Genomic DNA, 19,615 nt, shown 5'->3' on the forward strand with positions numbered 1-19,615 from the left:
TTTTTTCCTCAGAGCGAGTCGCCGCGGCCGATCATCCAGCGCGCCGCTGCAAGCACGCAGAAGGAAAGGACGAACAGAAGCAGGCCGAGCGCAATTAGGCTCGACAATTGCAGACCGTCGGCATCGCCGAAGTTGTTCGCGATCTGAGCGGAAATGGTGGTGGACGGTGAGATGATCGACGATTGCAGGCGGCTCACCGAGCCTACGACGAAGGTGACGGCCATGGTTTCGCCAAGCGCGCGGCCGAGGCCGAGCATGATACCGCCGACGAGGCCGCGACGCGTATAGGGGATCAGGATGTGACGGGCCACTTCCCATGTGGTCATGCCCATGCCGTAAGCGGATTCACGCAACATCGGCGGCACGGTGCTGAACACGTCGCGGGAGATCGCGGTGATGAACGGCAGGATCATGACGGCGAGCACGAGGCTTGCCGTCAACAGGCCGACGCCCGGCGCCGGCGGCTGGAACAGCAGGCCGATCAACGGCACCTGGCCGATCGTCATGATAAGGAAGGGCAGGATATAGGTCTGCATCAGCGGCACGAGAATGAACAGACCGACGATGCCGTAAATAATAGAGGGAACGCCGGCCAGAAGCTCGATGGCGGTACTGATCGGCCGCCGCAGGCTGCCGGGGCAAAGTTCCGTGAGGAAGATGGCGATGCCGATGCCCAAGGGAATGGCAATCAGCATGGCGATGAACGAGCTCACCAGCGTGCCGACCACGGCAGGAATAGCACCATAGATATCGGCGGGAGCACTCCATTTCGTGCCCCAGAGGAACGAAAACCCGAAAGTCTGGAAGGTGGGCAAGGCATCAATGACAAGAACCGCAAGGATTGCCAGCAGCAGAAGCACGACGAGAGTGGCCGAGCCAAGCGTCATAAAATAGAAAATCCGATCCTGTGTCCGGAATTTTCTGGTCATGGCGGTGGTATCCACAGCCTGGAAGCCAGCCGTCTGGGTCGCGTCAGCCATCGATTTCCCCTTGTCCTGTCACGAAAGGCGGACAGGGCCATACCCTGTCCGCCGCAACTTTTCATTCAGCACAAATTACTTCGTACCAAAGTCCTTCTTCCAGGACTTCTCGACAACCTCGGCAACATTTTCCGGGATCGCGAGATACGACAGAGCGGTCGCGTCCTTCTGACCGTGCTCATAGGACCACTTGAAGAACTTCAGCGCTTCTTCGTTCTTAGCAGCATCGGCAGGCTTCTTGTAGAGCAGAACCCAGGTCGAAGCTGCAATCGGCCAGCTCTTTTCGCCCGGCTGATTGGTGATGATCAGGTTGAAGTTCTTGGCATTGGCCCAATCGGCGTTGGAAGCTGCAGCCTTGAACGTCTCGAGGCTCGGCTCGATAACCTTGCCTGCGGCGTTCTTCATCTTCGCGAAACCGATGTGGTTGGCGACGACGTAGGAATATTCAACGTAGGAGATCGAACCAGCCGTCTGGTTGACGGTGGTGGAAACGCCTTCGGAACCCTTGGCACCGAAGCCGACCGGCCATTCAACTGCCGTGTTCGAACCAACCTTTTCCTTCCACTCCGGCGAAACCTTCGCCAGGTAATCGGTGAAGTTGAAGGTCGTGCCCGAGCTGTCGGCGCGATAAACGACGGAGATGGGCGTGGAAGGCAGCTTCACGTCGGCGTTCAGCGCCTTGATGGCAGCGTCGTCCCACTTGGTGATCTTGCCGAGGAAGATGTCGGACAGAGTCTTGCCGTCGAGAACGAGTTCGCCCGGCTTTACGCCTTCGATGTTATAGGAAACGACGATGCCGCCGGAGATCATCGGGAACTGGGCAATGCCGTTCTTCTCGAGGTCAGCGTCGCTCATCGGCTTGTCCGAAGCGCCGAATACGATGGTCTTGTCGAGGAGCTGCTTGATGCCGGCGCCCGAACCGACCGACTGATAGTTGACGACATTGTTCGTCGCAGCCTTGTAGCCTTCGGCCCACTTGGACAGAACCGGCGCAATGAAGCTCGAGCCGGCGCCCGTAATGTCGGCAGCCGAGGCCGAAGCAGCCATGGCGGCAACCAGGCCGGCGGTCAGGCAAAGGGAACGGATTTTCAGGTTAAGCATAATAGACTCACTTCCTCAAGTGAATGAAAGGATGGCGAGCAGAAGATCGGCACGAGGTACCCATGCTAAATGACCCCCCAATCTCCTGGCGACAGTGATGGCTCTAATGCCGCATTGTTTCAGTTTGATGACAGTTTAATGAAGCGGCAGTGACACAACCTGTGGCAATCATCGCGGTCATTGCGGAACCGCATGGAACGGGCCGCTCCGGGCAGCAGGCGAACGCGAACTTCATGTTTTGATTCAACAACGTCGTCAGAGACGGATCACATAGTCCTTGCGAGTCGTTTCAATGACTTCCCAGGTACCCTTGAAGCCCGGCTTTAAGATGAGGCGGTCGCCTGCGCGCAGATGAAAGACCTCACCGTCGTCGGCTGTCACAATGGAATAGCCGGAGAGGATGTGGAAGTACTCCCATTCGTCATAGACGATCCTCCATTTGCCCGGTGTCGCTTCCCAGACACCGGCATAAAGGCCGCCATCGGCCTCGTCGAGGTTCCAGGTTTGGAAAATCGGGGCTCCCGAAATGAGACGATCCGCTGCGGGCGCGCCTGCCTCGGGCTCGACGCCATCGACATTCAGTTGCAGATAGGTTGCCACTTAAGTCCCCCGTCGAACGCGCTTCGCCAACGAAAAAAAATCCGCGACCACTCTTTGGCGATCGCGGACCGAGACAAGCATGAAATGCGCTGCTATCAAAGAGGCCGATGAGCTTTTTCGGCTTCCTGCCGGTCCGGCCTTCAGACGTTTGCCAGGGCCTGCTCCAGGTCGGCAATGATGTCCTTCACATCTTCGATGCCGATGGACAGGCGCACGACATCCGGACCGGCGCCGGCCGCGACCTTCTGCTCGTCTGTCAGCTGCTTATGCGTCGTCGAGGCGGGATGAATGACGAGCGAACGCGTGTCGCCGATATTGGCGAGATGCGAGAAGAGTTCCAGCCCCTCCACCAGCCCCTTGCCCGCTTCGTATCCGCCCTTCAGGCCGAAGGTGAAGACGGAGCCGGCTCCCTTTGGCGAATAGCGCTGCTGCAGGACATGGTTCGGATCATCCTCCACACCGGCATAATTGACCCAGGCTACCTTCTCTTGGCCCTTTAGCCAGCGCGCGACGGCAAGCGCATTATCGGAGTGGCGCTGCATGCGCAGCGGCAACGTCTCGATCCCCGTGAGAATCAGAAAGGCGTTGAACGGCGAGATCGCCGGACCGAGATCGCGCAGACCGAGGACGCGGCAGGCGATCGCGAAAGCGAAATTGCCGAAGGTCGCATGCAGCACGATGCCGTTATATTCCGGCCGCGGCGAGGACAGCATGGGATAATTGCCCGAGGCGGACCAATCGAACGTACCGCCATCGACGATGATGCCGCCCATGGAATTGCCATGGCCGCCGAGGAATTTCGTCAGCGAATGCACGACGATATCGGCGCCATGCTCCAGCGGCCGGATGAGATAGGGGCTTGCCATGGTGTTGTCGACGATCAGCGGCAGGCCATGCTTGTGGGCAATGGCCGCGATCGCGGCAATGTCGACGAAGGTGCCGCCCGGATTGGCAAGGCTTTCGATGAAGACGGCGCGGGTGCGCCCGTCGATCTGCGCCTCGAAGGTGGCGGGATCCGCGGGATCGGCCCAGCGAACGCGCCAGTCGAAATTCTTGAAGGATTGGCCGAACTGATTGACCGAACCGCCGTAAAGCCGCTTGGCGGCGACGAAATTGTCGCCCGGCTGCATGATGGCGTGGAAGACCAGCAACTGCGCCGCGTGACCCGAGGCAACCGCAAGGGCTGCCGTTCCGCCTTCGAGAGCCGCCACCCGCTCTTCGAGCACCGCCTGCGTCGGGTTCATGATCCGGGTATAGATATTGCCGAATTGCTGCAATCCGAACAGAGCAGCCGCGTGATCCGCATCCTGAAAGACAAAGGATGTCGTCTGGTAGATCGGCGTCGCGCGGGCGCCGGTCGTCGGATCCGGCTGCGCGCCCGCATGGATTGCCAGCGTGTCAAAGCCAGGATTGTTCGTCGGCATGATCTTCCCTCCCACCAAAGCCTATTCTGATGGGACGATCATAGCGGCGGGGATATGAAAGTTAACCGCGAACTTTGCCGTGCTTTCCGGCTCGCGGAAAAAACTTGCCATATTTCAGTGAGTTCGCGCGATAATCGGCCGAATGGCGGCAGCCGCCCTTGCCCGATCAGGCGACCAGACGCGGGTATTCGATGGCCGGGCAACGGTCCATCACGACCCTGAGGCCCGCCGCCTCGGCTCTTGCCGCCGCCGCGTCGTCGCGCACGCCGAGCTGTCCCCAGATGACCGGAGGCCGGGGGTCGATCATGATGGCTTCCTCGACCACGGACCGGAGATATTCGGGCGCCCGGAAAACGTCGACCATATCGACGGGCTCCGGAATGTCGGCCAGATGCGCATAGACCCATTGCCCGAGGATTTCCTTGCCTGCCTGCCCGGGATTGACCGGGATGACGCGATAGCCCCTGTTCAAAAGATAGGCCATCACGCCGTTGCTTGGGCGCGCAGGATTGGGCGAAGCGCCGACAAGCGCAATGGTCCTAACGGACAGAAGGATATCGGCAATGTAGGAATCGTCATAATTGTCGTGGTTCATCACGAAGCCTCCCACTTCGATCACACTTGCGTTTTCTCGCAAATATGGAAACCGCAGCGACCATATCCGCGTATATACTGTATTATAACAACTTTAGGGAGGATTGCTCCGATGAAAAAAATCGTGCTGCTGGGCCTGGCAATTGCTTCCGTCGCCACCCCGGCTCTCGCCATTTCTCGATATAATTCCATGTCCATGACCTGCGCCGAAGCGCGAGCCGTCATCAACCGCGAGCGTGCGGTCATTATGCGCTATCCGGCCAGAAGGACACCCAACATGACGCTTTATGATCGTTATGTCTCAAACGCCGACTCATGCGATGTCGGCTACTATGCCTATCAGGATTACCTTCCTACCAAGGACCGAGCCTCCTGCCCTGTCTTTACATGCCGTCCGAGCACCGACCTCGATGACGACGAGTTGATTTTCCGACGTTGATCGCAGCCTCATGGCTGGTTATCGAAGACGATTGAGGCCGCTCGATACGACTACTGATTGTCCGAGGCATGGCATGCTATCGACATCGCGGCCTTGCGCGTCCTGTCATGCGCTTCCATTTGAGGCCGTTTTCAAAGCGCTTGCATGGATTTCGCCTATACCACGAAGTTGCGTTCTCTGGAAATGCAATCTTTGTTCTCTATTTATTCGCATATAAATTAGAAATGACTTATGGATTGAGGTCTGAAATGAGAACCGATTGTGAACATGAAAAATATGATATTTCATAAATTTTCCACAGAATAACTTGCACGATCGCGCGGAGATATACCCGGAAATTCGTCTTCTTTACGGCTCTATACTTGGGGCACCGGAGAGTTTTTCCATACTTCGCCCTGCATTCAGGGCGATTTCAGATTGAAATATTTTTCCCTATTTGCAGAATTATCCACTATATTCGGCGATCTGATCGACGGTATGTGAGGCTTTTGGCCGCGATTTTCTGCCGCACGGCTCCCTCAAGCTTTCCGCCAGCGGAGCGCGCTGTCGTTTTTAAGTAAGTGATGTCTAATGCTACTCCCGCGTTCACAGGACATGCGATATTTGTTCGCGCTTCATACCCCAATAAATTAGCTATTTATAATGCGCAAAAGCAGGATTTGGAACATAGAAAGAACCCATTCCAAATGCCGACTGCGCGTATTTCGCCAAATGAGGCAAGTCTCCATGACAGAGTATATTTCGTTGCTTTTTGATGTATTGCGGATCATATGAAAGCCTGACTCCCACAAAATGCCAAGCATCCGGGCCTGATCCGCCATTTCTTGAGGTTTTCCGTGTCTTTCGACGTTATCGCGCTCGTCCTTTTTGGCGCCTTGCTGCATGCGACGTGGAATGCGATCATCAAGGCCGGAACCGATAAATCGCTCGATGCGGCGCTGGTCTCGGCCGGAGGCGCGGTTGCGGCCCTGCCCTTGCTGCCGTTCCTTCCATTGCCGGCCGCTCCCGCTTGGCCGTTCATCGGCGCTTCCGCTATCCTCCAATTTGCCTATTTCCAGCTTGTCGCCGCCGCCTATCGCGCTGGGGACATCGGGCTCGTCTATCCGCTGATGCGCGGCGTGGCGCCGCTCATCATTGTCTCGACAAGCAGCTTCATCCTCAAGGAGACGCTCTCGGGCGGCGCGCTGATCGGTACGATGACGATCTGCGCCGGCATATTGACGCTGGCCTTCGAGGCACGAAAGGGTGGACGGAGGGCCATCATTCTTGCGCTTGCCAATGCCGTCGTCATCGCGACCTATACCTATGTCGACGGTATCGGCGCACGGATTTCAGGCAATTCGGTCTCATATACGCTGTGGATGGCGCTTCTGCCGCCGGTCCTTCTGTTTATCTGGGCGATCTCGCAACGCGGCATCGGGCCGGTCGCCGCCCATATCCGTTATAACTGGTGGCGCGGTCTTATCGGCGGCGGCGGCTCGATCGCCTCGTATGGACTGGCATTGTGGGCGATGACGAAGGCGCCGGTGGCAATGGTTGCCGCCCTGCGCGAGTCGTCGATCCTCTTTGCGCTGGTCATATCCGTCGTCGTCTTGAAGGAGCGATCCAGCGTCTGGCGCTATATTGCCGGCGCAATTATCGCCGCCGGAGTGCTGGTTTTGCGGCTGGGTTGACGGCAAAATGTGTGGTTTTATTATACCACATAAGTAAACTATTGATTTTTATCGCTATTTTTTTAAGGCATCCAATTCTGCAATATTGACCCTCGCGATTAATCACTCTATAAGCCGCCACAGATCGCAGCCTCACCGGGCTGCTTTCTTTTTGGCACGCATCCATGCGCGTCAAACCAAGCAACAAGAAACGCCCATACGCCTTCGGGCCAAGGGTTCCAAAAGAGAGTATGCAACATGGCAACCTTCTCCCAGAAGCCTGCAGAGGTGGAGAAGAAGTGGGTTCTCATCGACGCCGAAGGGCTGGTCGTTGGCCGTCTCGCTTCTATCATCGCAATGCGTCTGCGCGGCAAGCATAAGGCTACCTTCACGCCGCACGTCGACGACGGCGACAACGTCATCGTCATCAATGCCGATAAGGTCGTCTTCACCGGCAAGAAGTATGAAGACAAAGTTTACTACTGGCACACCGGTTACGCCGGCGGCATCAAGGAGCGCACGGCTCGCCAGATCATCGAAGGCCGCTTCCCGGAGCGCGTCGTTGAAAAGGCCGTCGAGCGCATGGTTCCCCGCGGCCCGCTCGGCCGTCGCCAGATGAAGAACCTGCGTGTCTACGCCGGCTCGAACCATCCCCACGAAGCCCAGCAGCCCGCCGTCCTCGACGTCGCCAAGCTGAACAAGAAGAACGTAAGGAGCGCCTGATAATGGCTGACCTCTCCTCCCTGAAGGATCTCGGCACGTCTGAAGCAGTTGCTGCTCCGGTTCACGTCCGCAAGGTCGACTCGTTCGGCCGCTCCTACGCGACCGGCAAGCGCAAGGACGCCGTCGCCCGCGTATGGCTCAAGGCCGGCTCCGGCAAGATCATCGTCAACGGCAAGGACTACACGGCTTACTTCGCCCGTCCGGTTCTGCAGATGATCCTGCGTCAGCCGATCGTCGCTGCTGCCCGTGACGGCCAGTTCGACATCATCGCAACCGTTGCCGGCGGCGGCCTTTCCGGCCAGGCCGGTGCCGTTCGCCACGGCCTGTCCAAGGCGCTGACCTACTTCGAACCGGGCCTGCGCTCGATCCTGAAGAAGGGCGGCTTCCTGACGCGTGACAGCCGCGTCGTCGAACGTAAGAAGTACGGCCGCGCAAAGGCACGTCGTTCGTTCCAGTTCTCCAAGCGTTAATCGCTTATCCGAGATCGGACATTGGAAAGGCCGGGGTTTCCCGGCCTTTTTCTTTTGCAATTTTGGAAAAAGATGCAGTTCCGCCAAGGCAAGAGGCATGTTTTGTGGCAAAGTCCGACCACAAGCATCGGGGGAATTCCATGCATAGATTCATCTTTTCGCTTCTGCTCTTGATCGTCAGCGTCTCGCCGGTTCTATGCGACGATGCCAAACCGGCCGAGCCAGCCGAAAGGGCGGCGGATATGCAGAGCATGAAGGATTTTCTTCAGGCGAACCCGAATTGCCGAGAGTTCAATGACAGCTGCTCTTATTGTGTCGTGACGGACGGGCGAGCCGATTGCTCGACACCGCAGATCGCCTGCGTGAAAAAGGCATATCAATGCACCGCCACATCGGGCAAATAAGCATCAACGCACTTGTCTGCGATTCATAGAATCGGAGTTCCGTTCGCTCCCCTGAGGCACGCCATGAACACGCACAGAGCATCTCCTTTTGCGGTCACTCCCGAGCCGCCCTACTACATCGTTTCCTTCGCTTCGATCCGAACGGAGGGAGACAATGGTTACGGCGCCATGGGCGAGCGCATGGAAGCGTTGGCGCTGGCGCAAGACGGCTGTCTCGGGCTTGAGAGCGCAAGAGGCGCCGATGGCTTCGGCATCACCAACTCCTTCTGGCGGGACGAGGAGAGCATCCTTGCCTGGAAGAACGTCGTCGCGCATCTGGCCGCCCAAAAACTCGGGCGCGAACGTTGGTACGAACAATATAAGGTTCGCATAGCACGGGTAGAACGAGACTATGACTTTCAGGCAAGCAAAGGAGATACTCTTGCCGAGCACGTCGATTGATCATGCCTTTACGGCGACCAGCCTGACTTCGGCCGCCAGCGACCCGACCTTCGCAGGCGCCCTCTCCTTCATGCGCCGCCGTTTCACCAAATCGCTTGATGGTGTCGACACGGTGGTGTGGGGCATTCCCTTCGACGCCGCGACCTCCAACCGGCCGGGAACGCGTTTCGGTCCGCAGGCGATGCGTCGCGCCTCAGCTATCTTCGACAACGACCCGCAATATCCCTTCAACCGCGATCTCTTCGCAGAGATGGCCGTCGTCGACTATGGCGACTGCCTGCTCGACTATGGCAATCATCAGGACACGCCGGCGGCGATCGAGCGGCAAGCAAGGACCATCCTCGACAGCGGCGCCTTCTTGCTGACCCTCGGTGGCGATCACTTCATCACCTGGCCGCTGTTGAAGGCGCATGTCGCCAAGCATGGCCCGCTGGCGTTGGTGCAATTCGACGCCCATCAGGACACCTGGTTCGACGATGGCGGACGCATCGACCACGGCTCCTTCGTTGCCCGCGCAGTGCGCGACGGACTGATCGATCCGGACTGCTCCCTCCAGATCGGTATCCGCACGCATGCGCCCGACGATTTCGGCATCCAGATTCTCCATGGCCATCAGGTCGAGGAGATGAGCGCTGGCGATATCGCTTCGATGATCATCTCCCATACCAAGGGTGCGCCGACCTACCTGACCTTCGACATCGATTGCCTCGACCCCGCCTTTGCGCCGGGCACGGGAACCCCGGTCGCCGGCGGCCCCTCCAGCGCCAAGATCCTGTCGGTGCTGCAGAGACTGCATCAGCTCGACATCCGGGGCGCCGACGTCGTCGAGGTCTCCCCCGCCTATGATCACGCCGACATCACCGCCATTGCGGGGGCGACCGTGGCGATGTATATGCTCGGTCTCCACGCCGAACGACGTGCGAGCGGTCGCTGACGCTCGATTTCGGGACATCCACGACGGTTTTCGAAGGCCGTCCTGCAGCCTCCGAAGCGACCGTTATGAAATTGAATCAACTGCATGGCAAACTGAGTCCGGAAACACTCTCAACCTATTGAAAGAGCAGGAATAAGATGGCACCGAAAATCTTCATCGATGGCGAACACGGAACCACGGGCTTGCAGATCCGCACGCGCATGGCCGACCGCCGCGATGTCGAGCTGCTGTCCATTCCGGAAGCAGAGCGGCGCAATGCCGCCATGCGCGAGGACATGCTGAACAGCGCCGACATCGCCATTCTCTGCCTGCCCGACGATGCGTCGAAGGAAGCCGTGAAGATGGTGGCGGCCAACAACAATGTCCGCGTCATCGATACCTCGACGGCTTTCCGTATCCATCCCGACTGGGCCTATGGCTTCGCCGAGATGGACAAGGATCAAGGCGGCAAGATCAAGGCGGCACGCTTCGTCGCCAATCCCGGCTGCTATCCGACGGGCGCGATCGGCCTTATCCGGCCGCTACGCGCCGCGGGCATCATTCCGGCGGGCTATCCCGTGACCGTCAATGCCGTTTCCGGCTACACCGGCGGCGGCAAGCAGATGATTGCGCAGATGGAAAACCCGGACCATCCGGATGCGATCACCGCACCGCATTTCCTCTACGGCCTGCCGCTCACCCACAAGCATGTGCCCGAGATGACGACGCATGGTCTGCTCGACCGCGCGCCGATCTTTTCGCCCTCCGTCGGACGCTTCCCGCAGGGCATGATCGTCCAGGTACCGCTGTATCTCGGCGATCTGGCAGAAGGCGCAACGCTGGAAAGCATCCACGCCGCGCTGTCGGCCCATTATGCCGGCCAGGATATCGTCCAGGTTATCTCGCTTGAGGAGAGCCGCGCCCTGCCCCGCGTCAATGCCGTCGAGCTTGCCGGCCAGGATACGATGAAGCTCTTCGTCTTCGGTACGCCGGGTGGCGCACAGGTCAATCTGGTGGCACTGCTCGACAATCTCGGCAAGGGCGCATCGGGCGCCGCCGTGCAGAACATGGATCTGATGCTCGGCGCCTAAATCGCGCGAGGAAAATCGAAGTTCCAATGCCCGGTCCGATCGTCCTCAAAGGATTGATCGGGCCGGGCTTTTATTATGTCAGTGCCATTTCGCGCCCGCGAATCCGCCCGGCCTTATTTCCGCCTTCTCGCTAAATTAGCTGGCACTGCACGGAAATGTGATCGGCCATGAGGCTCCGCGACCAATTGTCGGACGGATTTGCTCTTTAACGGCTTCACTGACCGGATGAGTGGGGCGTTCAAAACTATCCCTTTTTCAATGAATATCCGAGAATGAACCATCGTAAAGGAATTGGTTACCATAATTCGGCATGCTTCCAGACAGTCGGCAAGTCGGCGGCCAGACGCGGCTTTCGCGTTGGGGCGCGTGTGCGTTTTTGAGCCGGCGTAGTGTCTGTGTAGTTTGGATAGCGAGTATCATGGCGTTTGCGACCGATACCTTCGGTAACTTCAATTCGCGTTCCGGCTATGCCCCGCGATCGAAAAAATCCTTCCGCATCCGTCCCGGTACCTTGGCCACCGGTGTTGCCGTAGCGGCCTTCGCCTGGATCACCGCGACGCTGATGACAACGCAATCCATGGTGCTGGCCCTCCCCGGGGCTGCGGCTTCGACCGACAATTTCCTGGCGCCGCGTGCGTCGGCTTTCATTGTTACGCAGAACCATATCATGCGTCCTGCCCGTCTCGCCGCCCAGACGACATCGCTGCATGAGCAGAGCCGCTTCGGCAGCGTGGCGGACGCAGACGTTCAAGCGAAAGCCGCCGGCGCGGATGCGGTTCGCTTGAAACTGGCGAACGCTCTGGCGCAACAGACCTCCGAGATCAAGCAGGCGCAAAACGCCGCGGCCAGCATCAAGAGCGGCCGTATCGAGGTGGCCGCAGCTTCGCCGGAGACGATCGACCATCTGCGCAAGGTAATCGCCATAAACTTCGCCACCGCGGTGCAGCAACTGAACCAGGTGAAATATGCCGCCGCTCTCATGCCTGCGGCGGGCCCGGCAAAGACGATCGCGCAGCCGCCTGTCATTGCCAGGGCAGCGCCCGACGTGAGTCTGCCTGCCATCGCCGAAGCGAAACCATTGCCCGCCAAGGATGCCGACATTGCCGTGGCCGAGGCTGTGCTCAACGTCATTCCCGTGGCCCGCCCTGCCCGCGAAACACCCCTGCAGAGCGCCGGCGCCACCGCCGCTATCGCCAGGGCAACGGGCGACGATGCCGCCGCTCAGCCGCCGGCGCGCGCAATGGCCTATGCGGACCCGGACGACAGCTCCGTGCGCAAGACGAAGCCCTTCATCAACCCCTTTGCCGCCATCAGCCCGGGCCAGGGTACTGCGATCTACGATATCGAGGCAAAGACCGTCTACCTGCCGAGCGGCGAACGCCTCGAGGCGCATTCCGGCCTCGGCCACATGCGCGATAATCCCCGCTATGTCGACCGCAAGAACACCGGCCCGACGCCGCCTGAAACTTATAGCCTGACATACAGGGAAAGCTTGTTTCATGGCGTGCAGGCGCTACGCCTGACACCCGCAAGCGGCGCCCGCGTCTATGGCCGCGACGGCTTGCTGGCTCACACGTATATGCTCAGAGGGGGCCGTGCCGAATCGAACGGCTGTGTGGTCTTTAAGGATTACAGCCGCTTCCTCGCGGCCTTCAAGCGCGGCGAAATCAAGCGGTTGAAAGTCGTCTCGCGGGTGTCGTCAGCGGCAAGCGTTGCTTCGGCGCGCTAGAGCCGGATGTCGTCGAAAACCGCCTAAACTTTTCGGCATCACGCTCTAAAAGTATCGAGGCGCGATGCGCCTCAATTTCTTACGACGATCGACGTCTGGCGCGGTAGTTCACCATAGAAACCGCGCCAATTGGCGATTGCAAAGCCAAAGACGATCAAGGCACCTGCCTGATGCGCGAGGGCCAGATGCAGCGGCACATGCAGCAGCAGCGTCGAAATGCCGAGAATTGCCTGTATCAGCACGAGCACGAACACGACGACGGACCGGCGTGCATGCGTCGTTTGCGGCGCTGCCCGCAGTGAGATGATCATGTTGAAGGCGACGACGATGAACAGCGCATAGGCGCCGAGACGATGGACGAACTGGACCGTCTTCGGATTCTCGAAGAAATTGATCCAGCCCGGCGACTGTATGAAAAGGTCCCCCGGCACGACGGCGCCGTCCATCAGCGGCCAGGTGTTATAGGAGAGGCCCGCATCGAGGCCGGCGACGAGCGCGCCGAGATAGATCTGGAACAGCGCCATGAAGGCGATGAGACCAGCAATCATCGCCGAATAACGCGTCGGCGGCGGCTCGTTCGAATGCGGCGACAGAGCGCGCATGAACCACATGCAGGCTGCGAAGATCAGACAGGCGGTCACGAGATGGATGGCCAGGCGATACTGGCTGACATCGGTGCGGGCCTCGAGACCGGAGGAAACCATCCACCAGCCGATCGCTCCCTGAAGACCGCCGAGCACGAAAATGCAGGCCAGCGGCAGCCAGAGTTTGCGCTCGACACGGCCGGTGAGGACGAAGAACAACAAAGGCACGCCGAAGATGATGCCGATGGTGCGCGCCAGCAGGCGATGCGCCCACTCCCACCAGAATATGCTCTTGAACTCGTCGACTGTCATGTCCTTGTTCAGGAGCTGAAATTGCGGGATGCGCTTGTAGAGGGTGAACTCCTCTTCCCATTCCTGTGCATTCAGCGGCGGGATGACGCCGTGGATCGGCTGCCATTGCGTGATCGACAGGCCTGAATTGGTGAGACGCGTCGCGCCGCCCATCAGCACGAGGCCGAACAGAACCAGAAGCACGCAGGCAAGCCAGACGCGGATGGCGCGGCGATTGCGGTCCTGACGGGCCACTTCCTTCAAAATAACCTGTTCGGTCGTAAAATTAGTGGCGGCCATGGCGTCTCCCTTCGATCAGGCTGTTGATTTGCCCGATAGGGGCGTGCAAAACAAGTCCCGGGAGTTTGCGGCATGCCGTCGCGGCATGTCGTCGTAAAGAGGAGAAAAACCCGGTGCCGCTTCGCCTGCGCAAATTCATAGGCATGATCTTGCTCGTGCTGTTGGTTGCAATCTATGCGATCGTCGCCATGATCGTTGCGGTGCGAACGCTTGCGGATCAACCCGGCTGGGTTCATTTCCTGTATTTCTTTTTCAGCGGCATCATCTGGGTATTGCCGGCCATGGGCATCATCAAGTGGATGGCCGGACCGCGCCCGCAATGACGCCGGCCGCAATGCAATTTACACAAGGCTAACCCTGATCCGCGCCTTATCCGGTGCGACTGTCCCATCTTAAGCCAAAAATAAGCCGTTTCCCGCCAGACTGCCTTCGAACGCCGCCGGAGCGGAGAAGATCGGATGCAGACCCAAATGCGAGATATCGCCGGCATGCCCTCCGCCGAGGCAGCGGATGGGCGCACTGCACCCAGTCGGATAGAGCCGGCCAGAGCCAACCGTTTCCGGGTCGACATCTTCGACAGCATGGCGCCGCTCGAAGCCGAGTGGCGAATGCTGGAGCAGGACAATCTCGCCTCGCTGCACCAGAGCTATGATTGGTGCGCGGCCTGGGTGGAGAGCTTTCGACATCCTCTCGCCATCGTTCGGGGTTCCATCGGAGATCGTCCAGCCTTCATCCTGCCGTTGGAGATCGTTCGCAGCCGTGGAATAAGGCGGGCGGAATTCATCGGGGGCCGTCACAGCAACATCAATACCGGCCTGTTTTCGCCCGAGTTTCTCGCGAATGGAAAATTGACCTCGGCGCAGGCCGTAGCCATCGCGGCTGCCTTGCACAGCAGGGCGGATCTCGCCATCCTGCGCAATATACCGTTCGAATGGCGTGGCCGCACCAGCCCGCTCGCTTCTCTGCCCGCCGTCGAAAACCAGAACCATGCCTTCCAGATGCCTTTTCTTGGCAGTTTCGAAGCAAGCCTCAAGCAGGTGAACGCCAAGCGGCGGCGCAAGAAGTTCAAGCATCAAAGCAGAATTCTCGATGCCAAGGGCGGTTACGAATATGTGATTGCCGGTCCCGATCAGCAGGACGCTCTCCTGGACCTGTTCTTCCACCAGAAGGCGATCCGCTTCCGCGATGCCGGCCTGCCAGACGTCTTCGACGATGTGCCGACCAAAACGGCGCTGCATGCACTGCTGCATCCGCGCGGAAACAACGATTTCGACGCGACGCTGCAGATGCATGCACTGCGCCTCAAGGGCGAGCATGAGGGGCATATGCCGGCGATCGCCGCTCTCTCCCGAAAGGGAGATCACGTCATCTGCCAGTTCGCCTCCATCGACGAGACGCTGGTTGCCGAGGCGAGCCCTGGCGAGTTGCTGTTCTGGCTGATGATCGAACGGCTGCATCGTGAAGGCGCCGCCCTCTTCGATTTCGGCATCGGTGACCAGATCTACAAACGCTCCTGGTGCTCGATGAAAACCGTGCAGCATGACTTGTTCCTGCCGATCTCCGGCATGGGTCATCTCGCCGCAACGGCACAACGCGGCATGACGCGCGCGAAAGCGGCGATCAAGTCCAATCGAAAGCTCTATGCCTTCATCCAGCGAATGCGCGCACGCCGCGGTGCCGACGCAGCGGTAGCGGGCGATACTGACGGAGACTGATCAGGCTGCGTCGCGGCGCGTGTCCGGATCATGCTCCTCGCGCCAGCCGGCCATCAGGATGATGTGTTCATAGCCCTCTTTCTGGAATTCCGTCATCGCGGCGATGAACTGGCCTTCCTCGGGCTCCGGCATGGAAAGGATGATTTCCGTGTCCTTGCTGCGCGTCAGCCGCGCGACACCGGAAACTTCGGCCGCGCCGCATTCCACCAAAACGATGTCATAGGCCGAACCGAGCGCATCCAAGATCAGCGACAGGCGGTCGGCGCCACGCATGGCGCGGGCGAGGTCGCTCGTGCCCTGCGGCACGAGATGGGCATCCGACAGGCGATCCGGGTGGATCGTATCGCCAAAGGCCGCTTCGGCGCAAAGCAGATCCGTCACGCCGGCGAGCTCGCCATGTTCGGCCATCAGCCTGGAGGGGCATCCTGAACCGGTCATGTCGACCAGCACGACACGACTTCCCGCGTCGGCGATGGTCCGCGCCAGGATCACCGTGGCGGTGGATCCGTCGTCACCGGTCGGAGATATGGCAATAGCCAGCCGCGATCCGTTGTCGATCAAATAGTCGGCGACGGATTGGATGGAGAAATCCTCCTCTTCCTCCACCGCGTGAATCTCGCCCTTCGGTTCATCTTTTTCATCGGTTGCGGGGTCCGCAGCCTGGACCGGGATTTCCCCCACCGGAACCGAAAGCAGGCTGGCGTGCATCTCGCCGCGACTTGTCCTGACGGCGGCGCGAGCCGGCAACACGTCGGTATCGGCTTGGACATCGGCTTGAACCCGCTCAGGCGTTTCGGCCAAGGCTGCCGCTTCCTTGCGGGCAGGACCGATGGGCCGCAACGCCCGGCCGCTGAACAACTCCGCGAGCATGATGACGATGGCAGTCAGGATGAAAGTTGCCAAGGTTGCGACGACGACGATGGGACCGACCTTCGGGAACGACGGATCGACCGGCTCGACCGCGGTGGAGACCACGCGGGCATCGGCCGGGCTGGAATTCTTGTCGACGCGCGAGGTGGCCTCACGATAGCGTGCGAGATAGGTTTCGAGCAATTGCCGCTCGGCAGCAGCCTCGCGCTCCAGCGCGTTGAGGCCGACTTCGTCCTCCCCTGCCCGCGCGCTGTCGGCCTTCAGCGTGTTCGATTGCGCCAATAGCTGCTGCTCGCGCAGCTGCGCCACCTTTGCCTCATTTTCGATACTTGCCAGAATTTTCTGGGTCTCGCGATTGATCTGCTGTCGGATATCGGCGAGCTGCGCACGCAAGCTCTTCAAACGAGGATGGCCGTCCATCAGCGTCGTGGACAGATCCGAGATTTGCGATTCCAGGCCCGATTCCGTCGCCTTCAGCCGCTGAATGGTCACCGACCCGGAGACGTCGGAGAGCGTGTCGGTGGAGCGGCCGCTGGACAATGCGCTGCGCACGGCCTGCGCCCGCGCCTCGGCATTGGCGCGATTGCCGCGCACCTGGGCGAGCTGCGCAGAAATATCCGCAAGCTGCTGTGTGGCGAAATTACTGTTCTGGCTGGTTTGAAGAAGGCCGTTGGCCGAGCGATAATCCGCAACCTTCTTTTCGGCCTCGCTGACCTTATCGCGCAGCTTGGCGATCTCCGGCTCGAGCCAGCGTGTCGCCTCGCTGTTGGAATCGAGTTTGGCACCGCTTTGCATCGACAGATAGACCTGCGCCATCGCATTCGGCACGCTGGCCGCAAGATCCGGATCGCGGGAGGTAAAGCTTATGCCGATCACGCGCGAGCTGTTGATCTGATAAACCTGCAGGCGGGTGCTGAAGGCATCCAGCATCCGCTCTTCCGGTGCCTTGTCGGCGGCGGTGCGCTTCAGGTGCAGCTTGACGAGAATATCCGAGAGTGCGGAGCTGCTGTTTCCGGCGGCGAATTCAGGACGATCGTAGAGCTTCAGATTGGTAATGACCTGCTTGATCAGATCCGCCGATTGCAGGATCTGCACCTGGCTGGCGATGTTGAGCTCGTCCAGCAAGGGCGCGGAACTGGAGTCGTTGCCGGTCGTCGTCGTCGCGAATGCCGGCGCGCGCTGCTCTATCAGAATACGCGCCTCGCTGCGATATTCCGGCGAAACGAACTTCGCGAAGACGAAAGCCAGACAGGCCCCCGCCAGCGTGATGGCAATGACGCGCATCCGCCGCTGCCACACGGCGCGGAAGAGCTGCGCGAGATCGATGTCCACATCCTGCTGGGTGTTGCTGACACCGGACATATACAAGAACTCCATAATAGAAAGCCAAAATTAATCGTAAACGACTATGGTAACCCAAGCGTTAATAGTATTTCGCCTGCGTTATTTTTGGCTTCACTAATTTTTACCGGAATTTCCTTTGGTCTTTACCGAGCGTTAACCCTAACGGATTGATAACGACGACAGTGTTTCCCCTTTCTTACGAGCGCGAAATGTCCTTCGCAAAGCCCAAGATCTTCCTGGCACTTGGCATGGCAGCCGTGAGCGCCGCGCTCACCGGCTGCAACACCTATCAGCCTGCGCCGAAAGCCTTCAACGAGGCCACTATCCAGCCCTATGCGCTCGATAGTGGCGACCGGCTGCGCGTGACGGTATTCGACCAGCCGGGACTGACCAATACCTATACGATCGACCAAGCCGGCTATATTGCCTTCCCGCTGATCGGCCAGGTGCCTGCCCGCGGCAGGACCTTACAGCAACTTTCCGGCCAGATCGCGCAGAAGCTCCGCCAAGGCTATATCCGCGATCCCGACGTGACCATCGACATCGACCGCTATCGCTCGGTCTACATCATGGGTGAAGTCGGTCAGCCCGGCCAATATTCCTACGTGCCTGGCATGACGATCCAAAACGCCATTGCGGTTGCCGGCGGCTTCACGAGCCGGGCCAACCAATCCAATGCCGATGTCACCCGCAAGATCAATGGTCATGTCATGACGGGACGGGTCGGTATTTCGGATCCGGTGCTGGCAGGCGACACGATCTATGTCAGAGAGCGGTTGTTCTAACCGCACCCGCTCATGGCCAGACCACTTCGAATCCTCCATTGCTTCAGATCGCCGGTCGGCGGGATTTTCCGTCATGTCCGCGATCTGGTGGAAGAGCAGAGCAAGGCGGGACATCAGGTCGGCATCCTTTGCGACAGCCTCACGGGCGGCGAGCATGAGGACCGCCTGTTCAACGATATCGCTCCCTTTCTGGCGCTGGGCGTGATCCGGCTGCCGATCCGGCGGCAGATCAGCCTGTCGGATACCGCGACGCTTTGGAGCAGCTACAAGGAAATCAGAAGTTTGCGGCCGGACGTGCTGCATGGGCATGGCGCCAAGGGCGGCCTGCTTGCACGCGTTCTCGGCTCGATCCTGCGGGTGAACAGGTATCGCGTAGCCCGCCTCTATACAGCGCATGGCGGCAGCCTGCATTTCTCGCGCACCTCGCTGCAGGGCATTCTCGTGCACAGCATGGAGCGGATGCTCGAATTTCTGACCGACGGGCTGATTTTCATCTGCGATTTCGAACGGCGCGCCTACGAAAGAAAGATCGGCAAGCCGCGCACCCGCTCCGTGATGATCTACAACGGCATCAGCGATCGGGATTTCCGCAGCGTGCCGACACGATCGGACTCCGTTCATTTCGTCTATATCGGCATGCTGCGGGACCTCAAAGGTCCCGATCTATTCGTGGACGCCTTTGCGAGGACGGAGCGACGAATCGGCAGGCCGCTTTCGGCATTGATGATCGGCGACGGGCCAGACAAGGACAAATATCAGAGGATGATGACCGAGCGCGGCCTTGCCCATCGCATAGGCATGCTCCCGGCGATGCGCGTGCAGGAGGCCTTTGCCGTGTCGCAGAACGTCATCGTTCCCTCCCGCGCCGAAGCCATGCCCTATATCGTCCTGGAGGCGCTTGCGGCCGGAAAGACCGTCATCGCCTCGCGCGTCGGCGGCATCCCGGAAGCGCTCGGGGAAAACAGCCCGGCGCTCGCCAGACCGGACGACGCCGACGACCTGTCGCGGGTAATGGCCGAAGCGATCAGCGAGCCGGAGTTTGGCCGCCGCAACATGCCCCATATCGAAACGATCCGGTTAAACTTTTCGGCCTCGGCCATGGCGCGGGATACTTTGCACCTGTATCAAAATATACTTGGCCTGGACGCCGACGCTTAGAATACAA

19 protein-coding genes are annotated in these 19,615 nt (G+C 59.6%); 12 read left to right on the top strand and 7 right to left on the bottom strand.

All coding sequences use genetic code 11. From position 1 onward, the window contains the following. Positions 1-8: 8 nt before the first annotated feature. The 5 genes from pstC to HGP16_RS30760 all read right to left on the bottom strand — a co-directional run bounded on the left by pstC (position 9) and on the right by HGP16_RS30760 (position 4,700). Positions 9-980 (bottom strand): phosphate ABC transporter permease subunit PstC, encoded by a 972-nt coding sequence (pstC, locus tag HGP16_RS30740; RefSeq protein WP_168843726.1) that lies wholly within the window; start codon positions 978-980, stop codon positions 9-11. A 75-nt stretch (positions 981-1,055) separates the two neighbouring features. Beyond that, positions 1,056-2,081 (bottom strand): phosphate ABC transporter substrate-binding protein PstS, encoded by a 1,026-nt coding sequence (gene pstS, locus HGP16_RS30745; RefSeq protein ID WP_168843727.1) that lies wholly within the window; start codon positions 2,079-2,081, stop codon positions 1,056-1,058. Between the two features lie 255 nt (positions 2,082-2,336). Then, a complete protein-coding gene (locus HGP16_RS30750) occupies positions 2,337-2,681 on the bottom strand; it encodes a cupin domain-containing protein (protein ID WP_168843728.1) in 345 nt (114 codons plus the stop codon). A gap of 140 nt (positions 2,682-2,821) precedes the next feature. Then, positions 2,822-4,105, bottom strand: a complete 1,284-nt coding sequence (locus tag HGP16_RS30755) for an O-acetylhomoserine aminocarboxypropyltransferase (protein ID WP_168843729.1) — start codon at positions 4,103-4,105, stop codon at positions 2,822-2,824. Between the two features lie 166 nt (positions 4,106-4,271). Next, positions 4,272-4,700: a CoA-binding protein gene (locus tag HGP16_RS30760; RefSeq protein ID WP_112344184.1), complete on the bottom strand. Its 429-nt coding sequence runs from the start codon at positions 4,698-4,700 to the stop codon at positions 4,272-4,274. A gap of 111 nt (positions 4,701-4,811) precedes the next feature. Here HGP16_RS30760 and HGP16_RS30765 point away from each other — a divergent pair, with 111 nt between their 5' ends. The 8 genes from HGP16_RS30765 to HGP16_RS30800 all read left to right on the top strand — a co-directional run bounded on the left by HGP16_RS30765 (position 4,812) and on the right by HGP16_RS30800 (position 12,561). Further along, on the top strand, positions 4,812-5,138 hold the full coding sequence (locus HGP16_RS30765) for a hypothetical protein (RefSeq protein ID WP_168843730.1): 327 nt from the start codon (positions 4,812-4,814) through the stop codon (positions 5,136-5,138). Positions 5,139-5,974: 836 nt separating this feature from the next. Then, entirely contained in the window at positions 5,975-6,811 is an 837-nt protein-coding gene (locus HGP16_RS30770) for an EamA family transporter (protein WP_168843731.1), read from the top strand. A gap of 237 nt (positions 6,812-7,048) precedes the next feature. Then, a complete protein-coding gene (rplM, locus tag HGP16_RS30775) occupies positions 7,049-7,513 on the top strand; it encodes a 50S ribosomal protein L13 (RefSeq protein ID WP_168843732.1) in 465 nt (154 codons plus the stop codon). A gap of 2 nt (positions 7,514-7,515) precedes the next feature. After that, on the top strand, positions 7,516-7,983 hold the full coding sequence (gene rpsI / locus HGP16_RS30780; RefSeq protein WP_168843733.1) for a 30S ribosomal protein S9: 468 nt from the start codon (positions 7,516-7,518) through the stop codon (positions 7,981-7,983). A 467-nt stretch (positions 7,984-8,450) separates the two neighbouring features. Further along, a complete protein-coding gene (locus tag HGP16_RS30785; RefSeq protein ID WP_168843734.1) occupies positions 8,451-8,828 on the top strand; it encodes an antibiotic biosynthesis monooxygenase in 378 nt (125 codons plus the stop codon). Beyond that, positions 8,809-9,762, top strand: coding sequence for an agmatinase (gene speB / locus HGP16_RS30790; protein ID WP_168843735.1), 954 nt, complete (start codon positions 8,809-8,811; stop codon positions 9,760-9,762). The genes HGP16_RS30785 and speB overlap by 20 nt, the downstream gene beginning before the upstream one ends. Before the next feature lie 137 nt (positions 9,763-9,899). Further along, positions 9,900-10,832, top strand: coding sequence for an N-acetyl-gamma-glutamyl-phosphate reductase (gene argC / locus HGP16_RS30795; RefSeq protein WP_168843736.1), 933 nt, complete (start codon positions 9,900-9,902; stop codon positions 10,830-10,832). Between the two features lie 418 nt (positions 10,833-11,250). Then, positions 11,251-12,561, top strand: a complete 1,311-nt coding sequence (locus tag HGP16_RS30800) for a DUF2778 domain-containing protein (protein WP_168843737.1) — start codon at positions 11,251-11,253, stop codon at positions 12,559-12,561. Positions 12,562-12,632: 71 nt separating this feature from the next. Here HGP16_RS30800 and HGP16_RS30805 read toward each other — a convergent pair whose 3' ends face one another. After that, positions 12,633-13,736 (bottom strand): COX15/CtaA family protein, encoded by a 1,104-nt coding sequence (locus HGP16_RS30805; protein WP_168843738.1) that lies wholly within the window; start codon positions 13,734-13,736, stop codon positions 12,633-12,635. Positions 13,737-13,849: 113 nt separating this feature from the next. Here HGP16_RS30805 and HGP16_RS30810 point away from each other — a divergent pair, with 113 nt between their 5' ends. Next, positions 13,850-14,059 (top strand): DUF2842 domain-containing protein, encoded by a 210-nt coding sequence (locus HGP16_RS30810; RefSeq protein WP_047627098.1) that lies wholly within the window; start codon positions 13,850-13,852, stop codon positions 14,057-14,059. 135 nt (positions 14,060-14,194) lie between these two features. Next, on the top strand, positions 14,195-15,451 hold the full coding sequence (locus HGP16_RS30815; protein ID WP_168843739.1) for a GNAT family N-acetyltransferase: 1,257 nt from the start codon (positions 14,195-14,197) through the stop codon (positions 15,449-15,451). On the opposite strand, the gene HGP16_RS30820 is transcribed toward HGP16_RS30815, so the two are convergent. Next, positions 15,452-17,683 carry an exopolysaccharide transport family protein gene (locus HGP16_RS30820; protein ID WP_168843740.1) on the bottom strand — a complete coding sequence of 744 codons (2,232 nt, stop codon included), beginning with the start codon at positions 17,681-17,683 and terminating at the stop codon, positions 15,452-15,454. Positions 17,684-17,874: 191 nt separating this feature from the next. Between HGP16_RS30820 and HGP16_RS30825 the strand changes: the two genes are divergently transcribed. Both HGP16_RS30825 and HGP16_RS30830 read left to right on the top strand, forming a co-directional pair. After that, positions 17,875-18,450, top strand: coding sequence for a polysaccharide biosynthesis/export family protein (locus tag HGP16_RS30825; protein WP_168843741.1), 576 nt, complete (start codon positions 17,875-17,877; stop codon positions 18,448-18,450). A gap of 12 nt (positions 18,451-18,462) precedes the next feature. Further along, positions 18,463-19,608 carry a glycosyltransferase family 4 protein gene (locus HGP16_RS30830; protein WP_168843742.1) on the top strand — a complete coding sequence of 382 codons (1,146 nt, stop codon included), beginning with the start codon at positions 18,463-18,465 and terminating at the stop codon, positions 19,606-19,608. Positions 19,609-19,615: the final 7 nt, after the last annotated feature.

The organism is Rhizobium sp. P40RR-XXII (assembly GCF_012641405.1).
GTDB lineage: Bacteria > Pseudomonadota > Alphaproteobacteria > Rhizobiales > Rhizobiaceae > Rhizobium.